Here is an 11,929-nt window from a genome sequence, read left to right on the forward strand (position 1 = left end):
GTACGCCGTCAGCAGTTGACCTTGGCGAGATCGGCCAGGGCGCGGATGAGTTCGGGCGTCAGGCGCACGGTGCTGCCGTTGCAGGCAAGCAAGATCCCTTTGCTGGCATGCAGCTCTATCCATTGGGCGCTCACCTTTTGCACTTCTTCCACTTGCAGGGTGTCGCTCTTGACGGTAGCGGTGCGCGGGCCTTTCACGGTCTCGGTTTTGCTCAGGCCGGTGAATTCGATACGCTTGCCGCCCACGATGGAGCTGTGCAGCACGCCGACGTTTTCCGCATGCGTCAGCCCTACATTGAACGTGGAGAGCAGGCCCACCATCTTCGTGAGCACCTGGCCGACCGTGATGTTCCATTTCTTCTTGATGTGGTCGGTTTCGTTCTGGTCGATGGTTTTCTTGCGGCTCTGGTGCACCGTCAGCGTCTCGTCGAGATCGACTTCTTCGGTACGCCAGCCATGCACCGTGATCTTCTCGTTGCGGTCCACCACCTCGGTGCGGTCGCGGTGGATGGTGTTGAACTCATCGCGGTCGATGGTCTTGCGCCGGTCATTGCCCACCCACTTGTCTTCGTCATGTTCGACTTCGGTGAGCTGGTCCTTTTGCGCATGCAGCCACAGTTGCTCCGCGCCCGCCTTGTCCTCGAAGCGCAGGGCATTCGCCGTGCCGGGGCTATCCTTCATCCCGTCGCCCGGCGTGCCGCCTTCGCTGCTGCGGGTCTTGATGCCGCTCTGGGTCTTGTTCGCCGGCAACTGCCACGGCGGCATCTGCATCGCGTTGTAGACCCGGCCGGTGATGATCGGATAGTCCGGATCGCCGTTCAGGAAATCCACAATGACTTCCTGCCCGACGCGCGGTATGTGCATGCTGCCGTAGTTCGCCCCGGCCCAGGTCTGGCTCACGCGAATCCAGCAACTGGAGTCCTGATCCATCTTGCCGTAACGGTCCCAGTGGAACTGCACCTTCACGCGGCCGTACTGGTCGGTATGGATTTCTTCGCCGGCCGGGCCGGTGACGACGGCGGTTTGCGGGCCGACCGTACTGGGTTTGGGCGTCACCCGCTGGCTGCGGTAGGGCACCCGCTTGGGCACGGCCGAAAAGCTCAGCCGATAGCTCGTCGGGCTGTCGATGCCAGCCCGCTTGCCAGCGCCGGAACCTCCGGCGCCATCGCTGCGGCGCACGTTTTCTTCAAACCGGTATTGGGCCGATTCAATGAGGTAGTCCTGGTTCTGGTCGTCGCGGGGATACTTGCAGAATGTGAACAAATAGCCCGGCGCGATATTGCGGGCATTGCCCTCGCCCTGCACCAGCTCGCGCTGCGCCTGCTGCTGCTCGATGCGGATACGGGCATAGTTCTCGCCATCGCCCACATCGGTGTAGCCGCCGGGCCAGTCGTAGATTTCGCGGCTGTCTTCGGCATGGCCTGCGGGCTGCTGCTGGCGCGTGGTCAGATCCGCCTTGGGCTTTTCGAAATCGTAGTCGTCGGCCTCGAAATGCCCCGACGCGATATCTTCCATGCAGCCCCAGCCGTCGATGAAATCTTCATCGTGCACATGGGCAGCGCGATCGCCCGAATAGTAGGGAATGGTGCTGGGCCCATTGGGCAGTGGGCTGTGTGAGCCGATATCGTCGGCCAGCACCAGCGTGTGGCTGCCGTTACTGTGCTCGAAGTAGAAATAGCCCCCTTCAACCTCCAGCAGCCGGGCGACAAAGTTGTAATCAGTCTCGCCGTACTGCACGACATACGGCCATTCGCGGTACGTGTTGGTCAGGCGGTTCTCGATGGTGAAGCCGTATTTACCCAGCACCTCCTGAACAATGTCCGGCACCGTCTTGAACTGGAATATTTTGAAATCGCTGCGGCGCGTGGCGTGCCACAGCGAGGGGCGCAATATTGCCTCATAGGCGTTGAAATCGCCGTCTCTCCCAACGTAGGAGAACTGAGTAACCTGCCCCGACAGAAACCGCTTGCCGCTGCCGCCGATTTCGGTGGTGAGATCCACCTCGATACTCATGTCCTTGCCGAGCAGCGCCTTCGCCGGGATGGTGGCCGATTCACTGAGCAGCCGCACCCGGAACTCGTACAGCTGGGAGATTTTTTCCTGCCCGGCCAGCGAACGAAATTCCAGTTGCTCGCCCAATGGGCTGTGCGCGATGAACGTTCGATTCCCCATGTGACTCCTCCTTCTGGCTACCGCGAAGGCGCGCCAGTCCATCCAAGTTTTTTCAACTATTGAGCTTTTTTTCCGGTCACCGAAATATGCGGCTCCGGGTTGCTCTGCGCCGCATCTTAAGAGCACGAGGGCCGCGTTCGGTCTAATGACCACACGGCTTCGGGGTATTACCTATTAAATATAAAAATTCAATTCGGATAATCTATTTAGTCAGGGAAATTGGGTGCTCTGCCCAGCTTGAGAATATTCACAAACTCTCACGAAATTGCGCGCCGGCACGAGCGCTCACCGGTGCCTGAAAATCGACTCTTTGAGTACAGCGCTCCGAAACAGCGCAAGTTGGCGCGCCTCCCCTTCTCACCAGAATCGTTCGCCAACAAGACGGGAAGATTGGAATTCGTATTGTTTGCTGAACGAGTCTTGCAAGACTGCCAAGGTGGCAATTCCGTCGTATCGACTTCGGGATCTGCCATATGCCATCCTTCACACTCCACAAGTTCCAAGCCGTGTGCGGCTTGGCTCTGCTGGCCATGCTGGCCGGCTGCGCCTCACAGGTGGAGCGCCAAATTTCGCCTTCCGTTGCCAACAACACCGCTGTTGCGGCTGAGAGCACTGATAGCGAGGTACCGGTAGTTCGCCATGGCCGCTACACACTGATTGAACTGCGGCCTGAGGCCAGCCAACGCGATCTATCCCTGCAGGTCGTGGATGTGGCAATGCCTGCGCACCTCTCCCCGACGGTGGGAGATGGCGTGCAACACCTGCTGCAACGGACGGGCTACAGCGCATGCCACACGAGCGAAAGCTCAATGCTCTATGCGTTTCCTCTACCGGCCGCGCATCTGCGTCTGGGCCCCATGACCCTGCGGGACGCGCTGCAGACGCTGGCTGGGCCTGCGTGGCTCCTGTCGTTCGACGAGGGCGCCCGCCAGGTCTGCTTTATCCGCAAATCCGATCCCATCGAGCTTGTATCCGCTGGAGTGGCACCATGACCATTTCCTCTCATGCCACACGGCAGCGCATGCCGTGGCTTCGCGTCGTCGCGGTGGCCTGGCTGCTTGCCCTCAGTGCAGGGCTGGTGATCATGCTGCAGGCTTTACCCAAGCTGGATAAGCCATCTGAACCCTCGCCGCAGATTGGCCAGATCGACGCTTTGGCGACGCGTCTCGACCAGGTGACGCAAGAATTGGCGACACTCAGGCGCCAGCCAGCGCCGCTCGCACCAGAGGCACTGGCGGCCACACGCGAGGCGTTGGAAGCTCGGCTGGCCCCGTTGGAAATGTCGGTCGCGGCGCTCACAGATGACCAGCAGCTGCGTGAGCTGAAAGCGCGTATCGAAAAGCTGGAGGCGCCCGCAACGCCCAAAGTAACGGCCACGCCCGTTCAACGCCCCAAGGCAACGGCGAAGGTGCCCATGCCGCCCAAGCCACCGTTCCAGGTACTCGGCATGGAATTGCGCGGCGGCGAGCGCTTTCTCACGGTGGCGCCACTGGGCTCCACTACTGCGGGCCAGATGCGGTTGCTGCGGACGGGTGAATCGGAGGGCGGCTGGACGCTGGAGCACATCAACGACAGGCACGCCATGTTTCGGGTCAACGGCCAAACCCAGCAAGTGGTGGTGCCATGAGCAAATGCACCACCTCCCTGCGCCCTCGCGTGTCAGCATTGTTGCTGACTGTCACAGCCGCCGTGCACCCTGCAGCGGAAGCGGTCGCCGAGCCTCGGCCTGCTTCGCCGCGCACTACCCCAACCGCACAAAGCGTTGAACGCCCCAGCAGCGAGGCCAGCCTGGATCAGCGGCTGGCGGGCGATTGGGGGCTCAGCCCCGAGGATTGGACTCGCTACCGCCAGTTGATGCAGGGGCCGCTGGGCACCTACTCGCCGAACCTCGACCCGTTGACCGCCCTGGGCATCGAGGCCCGCAATGATGAGGAGCGGCGCCGTATGGCCGACCTGCAGGTGAAGGCCGAGGCCAGGCGTACCGAAAAGCTGCTGTCGTACCAGCGGGCCTATGACGAGGCATGGCGCCGAGCGTTTCCGAACGCCGTGCGGGTCAATCTGCCGGGCGCCCAGGCTCCGGCACCGACAGGCAATGGACGCCTTGCGCTGTTCGTGAAAGATGGCTGCGCGCCTTGCGACGCACAGGCCAGAACGCTGCAGGCCGCCAACACACCTTTCGACCTGTACATGGTCGGTAGCCGTCAGGACGATGCACGGATCCGGCAGTGGGCGGCACGGGTCGGCATCGATCCGGAGAAGGTACGGGCCCGAACCATCACGCTGAACCACGACACCGGGCGTTGGCTCTCGCTGGGCGTCGGAGGTGAGCTACCCGCCGTGTTGCACGAAACGCCAAGCGGCTGGCAGCGTCAGTGAAGTCGAGTCGTTACCGATCTAGGCATAGCGCACATCGCGCGTAGCAACGACTTGATTGACGCCAAATCCAGTCTTGGAGTCCGAATTTTCGATGAGTCGATCGACTGCACGGGCAAGATCGGGATGGGCTTGTCCGATCCGACTATCCCGGAAGCAGCGCATTGCCGCTCCTGCAACGATATCGGCCATTTGCAACCCGATGTGATCGTGCGATTGCGCAAACGAGAACGTGGCAGTTTGATCGAATATGAAATCAGAACGTGGCGTATGAGGGACGTTATCTCGCTCGCGCTGAGCCTCCGCAACTTGCTTACCTAGTTGCAGGATCTCCTCAACTTCCAGCTGCTGGTCGTGCACGATGTGTATGCCCTGGATGTCTCGACGAAAGTAGTAGTTGATCCTTGCATAGATGTTGGCGAACGACGTCAGATTCGGAAGCATCCAGACTCGCTTGCTGCGCTTGTTGTAATCCGGCGGGGGCAGGAACTTCAGGAACGCTTCGGGATATTGCTTTTTCAGCTCCCGATACTCATTCTCCGCATCGTCCACCATCACCCTGATTCCCTGAGCAATCTCACTCGTTGCGGGAATCAAAATGCGGCGCGTCGCGAGTGACCGAAGCAACGTAAAGCACGCCAAGAGGCGCTCTTCTGACGGCTCCATGCACGCGCCTACGAAAGCATCGAGCACCTCTGTTGATGCTTCCGCATGGAGAAAGTCTGCGACCACATTACGGAGAAACGTCATCCTCGGCCCTTCCGGGAAATCCATGCAAACCGGAAGGACCATGAAGCTGGTGATGTTTACGCTGATGAAATAGCGCTTATCCACGAGCTCGACGAAGAGGGGCGACTTGATTGCGAACAGATGGTCGATGACATCCGCCACAAATTTTGGCTTGGATACCAGCGACTTGGATTTCAGTTCACCTGGAGGAATCCGGTGCTTGTCGCGTAGTTCGGCGATGTGCCGGGCAACTTCGCTCTCGTCCTCGTTCTTCAGCCCTACCGCAGCCAGCGCAAAGTAGGGCTGCCCTTGGAAGTCGAAAGCCTTCCCACTGTTGACCATATCGCCGCTATGGCCGCTTTCGTCCAGGTAGAACGTCATAGTCATAGTGAGTCCCTACCCCCTTTTTTGTTGAACGGAGCCTCCCCCGGCTCCCTATCATCCCCGAGCCAAGATGCTTCCCAACGGTTGATTGATAGAGGCAAACGCCTTGATGACGCCGTCAAACACGAAATCGAGTGCCTTGCCGTAACCCTGGTTCAGCGTTGCCGTATCAAATCCCTGGTTCTGCATCTGCTCGAAGATACCGCCCGCAACTTCATGCGCATCAGCAATGCGCAGGTCATTGGTGAGGAACAACATAGAGACGGCCTTGCCTCTTGCATCCCAGCCCTCGGGCTCGGCATCGCTCCGGAAGGCGGCAGACGCCTCTTCATTCTCATCCAATCTGGCCAGAACGATCTGCAGCGCCTGCAGCAATTTAAGGCTCGCGAGATTTGATATCCGCTTCTGCGGTACACCTGCCGCCACCAGAATTTTCCTGAGAAATCCGTCAGGCAATTTCTGCCAGAACTCATGAATGGATTTGCATCGTGCGAGAAAATCTTGCTGGCTCATTTCCAGCGGCGCCGTCTGTGCCAACTTGGAAAGTCGCGGGTAATGGAGCCAGCCGTTGTCCTGCACCTCACGACGCGAGAACCCGGTGATTTCTTCCGGCGACTTCTCGATATCGAGTATTGCCGCAAGTCGCGACAGGTTGTCACCGAGTTCCAGCCACTGATCGAGGAGCCTCGACACCTTCGACACGATGTGCTCTTCATCGAGATCTCGCTGGGCCACGATGGCTGGATCGACTACGTGCCTATGTGCATGGAGAATTTCACGGTCCGGCATACCCTTGTATAGCTCTCGGATTTGCACCTTGATCAGATTTCGGCCGACGCGCTTGCAATCGCTGAAGGCCCATTGCCCCAGGTAAGACGGGCTGCAATTCCACCTTTCGTACATACGAACGGGCGTGGTGTCGTAGAGGCTGTTCTGCTCGTACCGTTCAAGGAAACGATCGTCGAGATACACGCTCTCCGCGTGAAACAGGCCATTTGCGACCGCACGTGTGACTCCCCCCGCCACACCAGGCCATTCGAGTCCTTCAGCGGTCTGGTCTGGACATAGCTCGCACGAAACAGCTTCCACGGTAGCCCACACCTGGAGCAGATAGGCGTCGTCGGTCTTTTGGATTTCACCGTCGCACCACTCGCCTGCAACTTCCAGCACAAAAATATCTTCGCCCTTCATGAAGGCCTGAAGTTCTGGTGTATCCGCCAAGGTTGCCTGGTAGTAGAACTGGCGAACACCGCGCCCGCCTCGTAGCCACAAATACTTGCGGAGGTACTCGTTGGACATAAACCAACGGACGTCGCGAGAAGATTGGAAGTAGTACTGGCTGGAAATCTCGCCTTGCGCGACACCGAATTCAGGAAGATCAAGGTCGTCGTATATGAGGCACTGGTGCTCATTTCCGATACTGCGTGCCGTCAGGCCTAATGCCATCCACACCTTTTCCGCCAGGTGGTAGGAAGAAAAAGAACCGCTCCCCCACGACGCCACAATGTAGTCGTGGCCGCACACATTCGGCACGAAGTCTTGCTGGCTACCCTTTGCTCCGATCACCGGCGTCGAATGAGCGACCAGTCCTTGATCGCTATGCAGTACCGGGAGCGGTCGGCCGTCGTCCGGAACCACCGCCATCAACATCTGCACGGTCTCATTGGCCGGCCCGTAGATATCTCGATCCGTGTGAGAGCTGACCTCCACGCGAGTCGCAGGATTGGTTCCAACAGGCTCCAGGAGTTCACGCAGTCGCTCAGGCACCAACGCGGCGGGAATCGGAAAAGCTGCCAGGTAATCGATCATCGGTATGCGTCCTTGGCATATCAAAAGTTACACGTCATCGGCACAGTCACTTCACGCCTGCGGCACGAGCAAAGTCAAAAAGCAGATCCCATTCGAAGCTTATCTGGCTGAGTCTACCGATGTATTGCTCTTTCGTGCCACCTGCAAGTGAATCCGAACCGCTCGGCGCCGCATTGTTTGCTGCCGGGCAGCTACAGGTTGGCGAAAGTAAGGCTCCTTGCCGCTATTACGGAGCCAGTACAGGTGCCCTTCAATTCCGTTCAATGCCGGTGTTCCCCCGTCGGCTCGCTGAAACGCCTGTGGCTCTGGGTCGGGATAGCCTCCTGCATGCTCTGTTCGCCAACGCCTGGAGCTGCAGCCGAAATCCCGCCGCCAGCCTATCAACTGGCCGCCCACGCTGCCGGCGTGCCGTCACCCGTGTTGTACGCAGTGGCCCTGCAGGAAAGCGGCACACGGATTCGCGGGCAACTGCGTCCATGGCCATGGACCCTGAACGTCGCAGGCAGCTCGCTGCGCTACAGAACACGGCAGACAGCCTGCACGGGCCTGAAAGAGGCGCTGCACCGAACGTCGGCCAAGCGCATTGACGTGGGATTGGGACAAATCAACGTCGGCCACCAGGCCCACCGTGGCGTCCCGCCGTGCGAGCTACTCGATCCGTACCGCAACCTGGCACTGGCCGCGACCATCCTGCGCGAACAGCATACCCCGGGCGAGGACTGGATTCACGCGATCGGCCGTTACCACCGGCCGGCAGGAGGCGCGCCTGCTGCGCGCTACCGACGAGACGTGCAACGCCATCTGTCGAAGGTTCTGGCTCCAGGGCTTTCGGTGGTTTTCATTCAGGATTCCAAACAATGAAACCCGCCGCCTCCCTCATCACCCTGTCGCTTGCCGTATGGCTGCCGCCCGCCGGCGCCCAGCCGCAGGCAACGCCGCTGATCGTGGTCGACGACCGCGGCGGCGCCTCGACGCTGCCGTACTACGAAGCCCTCAATCCACAGCCGCACGAGCCAGATGGAAACGGCGCTGCGCGCTCGCCCATCCCACTGCCCCAGGCTCCTGTGGCACCCGTGGACGAGGCCGCGATGCTGCCGGTGCGCAGCGCCAGGCTCACGCCCGGCACCGTCACGCGGCGGGTAATCGAGGCGCCGGGCCTTCGGCCTTTCGTGGTCGTCGGCGATGACGAAGCATCGCATGCGTGGCTGCGCCGCCATGCCGCCGCGCTGCGCGAGCGCGGCGCGACCGGCTTGGTGGTCAATGTCGCGACCATGCAGGCCCTGACGCGCCTGCGTGCGCTGGTGCCCGGCGTGCCGCTAGCACCCGTAGCCGGCGATGACCTTGCCGAACGCCTGGGTCTGCGGCACTACCCGGCGCTGATCACGGCCACCAGCATCGAGCAATGACGCCATGGCGGGAAAACAACCGGTCGAAGTCCTGCTGCGCCCAGCGGTGGAGCTATACACCGTCGCAGCGTGTGCAGGTGCCGCGTTTCTCTCCCTGGCGGCCCCGTGGTCGCTCGCGCTGAGCCCGGCGATGGGCATCGGCAGCGCGTTGGCGTTCAGCGCCTACGGCGCCATCCGATACCGCGACGCCCGCGTGATCCTGCGCTACCGGCGCAACATCCGCCGCCTGCCGCGCTACGTGATGACCAGCCGCGACGTGCCGGTCAGCCAGCAGCGGCTTTTTATCGGGCGCGGCTTCATGTGGGAGCAGAAGCACACCCATAGGCTCATGCAGACCTACCGGCCGGAATTCCGCAACTACGTCGAGCCGACTCCGGCATACCGGCTGGCGCGGCGCCTGGAAGAGCGGCTGGAATCCGCGCCGTTCCCGCTGTCGCGCCTGCCCAGGCTCACTGGCTGGGACGTGCCGTTCAACCCGGTGCGGCCACTGCCGCCCGTGGGGGGCCTGCCGCGCCTGCATGGCATCGAGCCAGAGGAAGTGGACGTCAGCCTGCCGCTGGGCGAGCGCGTCGGGCATTCGCTGGTGCTGGGCACCACGCGCGTGGGCAAGACGCGGCTCGCCGAGCTGTTCGTCACCCAGGACATCCGCCGTAAAAACGACGCCGGCGAGCACGAGGTCGTCATCGTCATTGACCCGAAGGGCGATGCCGATCTGCTCAAGCGCATGTACGTCGAGGCCAAGCGCGCAGGCCGCGAGGGGGAGTTCTACATCTTCCATCTGGGATGGCCAGAAATCTCCGCCCGCTACAACGCAGTGGGCCGCTTCGGGCGCATCAGCGAAGTCGCTACACGAATCGCCGGCCAGCTTTCCGGCGAAGGCAACAGTGCGGCGTTCCGCGAGTTTGCCTGGCGCTTCGTCAATATCATCGCCCGCGCCCTGGTCGAGCTGGGGCAGCGCCCGGACTACATGCTGATCCAGCGACACGTCATCAATATCGACGCGCTGTTCATCGAGTACGCCCAGCATTACTTCGCCAAGACCGAGCCCAAGGCCTGGGAAATCATCGTCCAGCTCGAGGGGCGCCTGAACGACAAGAACATCCCGCGCAACATGATCGGGCGCGAGAAGCGCGTGGTCGCACTGGAGCAGTACCTCTCGCAGGTGCGCAACTATGACCCGGTGCTCGACGGCCTGCGTTCGGCAGTGCGCTACGACAAGACCTACTTCGACAAGATCGTCGCATCGCTGCTGCCGCTCCTGGAAAAGCTCACCAGTGGCAAGACCGCGCAGCTCCTGGCGCCGCACTACGCCGACCTGGCTGACCCCCGGCCGATCTTCGACTGGATGCAGGTGATCAGAAAGCGCGCCGTCGTCTATGTGGGCCTGGATGCGCTGTCCGATGCCGAGGTTGCGGCGGCGGTCGGCAACTCCATGTTCTCCGATCTGGTGTCGGTCGCCGGCCATATCTACAAGCACGGCATCGACGATGGTCTGCCGGGTGCATCGGCGGGTACGCGCGTGCCGATCAACGTGCACGCGGACGAATTCAATGAATTGATGGGCGACGAGTTCGTCCCGTTGATCAACAAAGGCGGCGGTGCCGGGCTACAGGTCACCGCGTACACGCAGACCCTCTCCGACATCGAAGCGCGCATCGGCAACCGCGCAAAGGCCGGCCAGGTCATCGGCAACTTCAACAACCTGTTCATGCTGCGCGTGCGCGAGACGGCCACCGCCGAATTGCTGACCCGGCAACTGCCCAAGGTCGAGGTCTATACCACCACCATCGTCTCGGGCGCGACCGACAGCTCCGATATCCGCGGCGCGACGGATTTCACCTCGAACACCCAGGACCGCATCAGCATGTCCAGCGTACCGATGATCGAGCCCGCGCACGTCGTCAGCTTGCCGAAGGGCCAGTGTTTCGCGTTGATGCAGGGCGGGCAGCTCTGGAAGATCAGGATGCCACTGCCCGCGGCGGACCCGGACGAAGTCATGCCCAAGGATCTGCAGCAGCTCGCCGGCTACATGCGCCAGACCTACACCGACGCAGCCCAGTGGTGGACGTTCACCGGCTCCCCTGCCCTGCAGGACGCGGCCTTGCCCGACGACCTGCTCGATGCGGTGGCCGCCGGGGCACCCGCCCCCGCCACCGGCGTGGACGACACGGCAGGAGACGATGTCAACGACGAGGCCACACCATGAGCGATGCGGCCTCCACCGCGCAACGCGAGCAGAACCGCCGGCAGGGCCTGATCGCAGGCACCATCGGCTTGCCGTTCCGGATGTTCGGAGTGCTGATCGGATCACTGCTGTTTTCCATCATCGTGGAGTGCGTGGGCATGCACCTGTTCTGGAAGGATCAGGGCTGGCGGCACTCGCAGGAGATGCTCCAGTACGAGCTCGGGCACCTGTCCAGCCACTTCACCCGCAGCGTGGTCGTGCAGGAGCCTGGGCGCACCGCACACTCGCTGGTGGATACCGGCTACCAATGGGTTTTCGTGCGCTCGGGGCTGCAAGATCGCATGAGCCAGGCCGCCGAACGCGCCCGCGCGCCCAGCCAGGGGCAGGCGCGGAACTTCCGCTACTTCATCAGCCAGGCCTACGTCTGGGCCGAGAACTATCTCATCGCCGCAGCCTTCACCACCTTGATGTTCCTGGTCAGGCTGCTGGTACTGGCACTTACGCTGCCCTTGATCTGCACGGCTGCCTTTGTCGGCCTTATCGACGGTCTGGTGCGGCGCGACGTGCGCCGCTTCGGCGCGGGCCGTGAATCCGGCTTCCTCTACCACCGCGCAAAGGCGAGCCTGATACCGCTGGCCGTGCTGCCTTGGGTCACCTACCTCGCGCTGCCGGTCTCGGTGCATCCGCTGGTCATCCTGCTGCCCAGTGCCGTATTGCTGGGATTGGCCGTGAGCCTCACGGCGGGCAGTTTCAAGAAATATCTCTAGGGCCTGCTCACATAACCCACGGGGTCGCGCAAGCCAGGCAGGGCTGTCAATGCTAGGCGTGCGACGTAGTGCGGGTAGATACCCGCACAAGGAGCGCAACGACGC

At 61.7% G+C, this 11,929-nt stretch carries 10 protein-coding genes; 7 read left to right on the plus strand and 3 right to left on the minus strand.

The genetic code is table 11. The features are described 5' to 3' along the window. Window positions 1-8: 8 nt before the first annotated feature. Window positions 9-2,171 carry a type VI secretion system tip protein VgrG gene (locus J8I33_RS13090; protein ID WP_209936428.1) on the minus strand — a complete coding sequence of 721 codons (2,163 nt, stop codon included), beginning with the start codon at window positions 2,169-2,171 and terminating at the stop codon, window positions 9-11. A gap of 515 nt (window positions 2,172-2,686) precedes the next feature. Between J8I33_RS13090 and J8I33_RS13095 the strand changes: the two genes are divergently transcribed. Genes J8I33_RS13095 through J8I33_RS13105 form a run of 3 tightly spaced genes read left to right on the plus strand, consistent with a single transcriptional unit; the run spans window position 2,687 to window position 4,547 of the window. Further along, on the plus strand, window positions 2,687-3,163 hold the full coding sequence (locus J8I33_RS13095; protein WP_245171974.1) for a PilL N-terminal domain-containing protein: 477 nt from the start codon (window positions 2,687-2,689) through the stop codon (window positions 3,161-3,163). Beyond that, entirely contained in the window at window positions 3,160-3,798 is a 639-nt protein-coding gene (locus J8I33_RS13100; RefSeq protein WP_209936434.1) for a hypothetical protein, read from the plus strand. Before J8I33_RS13095 ends, J8I33_RS13100 begins: the two co-directional genes overlap by 4 nt. Further along, on the plus strand, window positions 3,795-4,547 hold the full coding sequence (locus J8I33_RS13105; RefSeq protein ID WP_209936437.1) for a TIGR03759 family integrating conjugative element protein: 753 nt from the start codon (window positions 3,795-3,797) through the stop codon (window positions 4,545-4,547). Before J8I33_RS13100 ends, J8I33_RS13105 begins: the two co-directional genes overlap by 4 nt. An 18-nt stretch (window positions 4,548-4,565) precedes the next feature. Here the strand turns inward: J8I33_RS13105 and J8I33_RS13110 are convergent, their stop codons facing one another. Both J8I33_RS13110 and J8I33_RS13115 read right to left on the minus strand, forming a co-directional pair. After that, window positions 4,566-5,654, minus strand: coding sequence for a DUF3800 domain-containing protein (locus tag J8I33_RS13110; RefSeq protein WP_209936443.1), 1,089 nt, complete (start codon window positions 5,652-5,654; stop codon window positions 4,566-4,568). A gap of 57 nt (window positions 5,655-5,711) precedes the next feature. Then, a complete protein-coding gene (locus tag J8I33_RS13115; protein ID WP_245171976.1) occupies window positions 5,712-7,466 on the minus strand; it encodes a hypothetical protein in 1,755 nt (584 codons plus the stop codon). 327 nt (window positions 7,467-7,793) lie between these two features. Between J8I33_RS13115 and J8I33_RS13120 the strand changes: the two genes are divergently transcribed. The 4 genes from J8I33_RS13120 to J8I33_RS13135 are packed head-to-tail and all read left to right on the plus strand — an operon-like array spanning window position 7,794 to window position 11,824. After that, on the plus strand, window positions 7,794-8,327 hold the full coding sequence (locus J8I33_RS13120; protein ID WP_209936981.1) for a transglycosylase SLT domain-containing protein: 534 nt from the start codon (window positions 7,794-7,796) through the stop codon (window positions 8,325-8,327). Then, the gene (locus J8I33_RS13125) at window positions 8,324-8,872 is read left to right on the plus strand and encodes an integrating conjugative element protein (protein ID WP_209936449.1); all 549 of its coding nucleotides are present in this window, start codon (window positions 8,324-8,326) and stop codon (window positions 8,870-8,872) included. The genes J8I33_RS13120 and J8I33_RS13125 overlap by 4 nt, the downstream gene beginning before the upstream one ends. Window positions 8,873-8,876: 4 nt before the next feature. Further along, window positions 8,877-11,078 carry a type IV conjugative transfer system coupling protein TraD gene (gene traD / locus J8I33_RS13130; RefSeq protein ID WP_209936454.1) on the plus strand — a complete coding sequence of 734 codons (2,202 nt, stop codon included), beginning with the start codon at window positions 8,877-8,879 and terminating at the stop codon, window positions 11,076-11,078. Next, a complete protein-coding gene (locus J8I33_RS13135) occupies window positions 11,075-11,824 on the plus strand; it encodes a TIGR03747 family integrating conjugative element membrane protein (protein WP_209936460.1) in 750 nt (249 codons plus the stop codon). Before traD ends, J8I33_RS13135 begins: the two co-directional genes overlap by 4 nt. The last annotated feature ends 105 nt before the right edge of the window (window positions 11,825-11,929 follow it).

It is taken from the genome of Burkholderia sp. AcTa6-5 (assembly GCF_017815075.1).
In the GTDB taxonomy this organism is placed as follows: Bacteria; Pseudomonadota; Gammaproteobacteria; order Burkholderiales; family Burkholderiaceae; genus Burkholderia; species Burkholderia sola.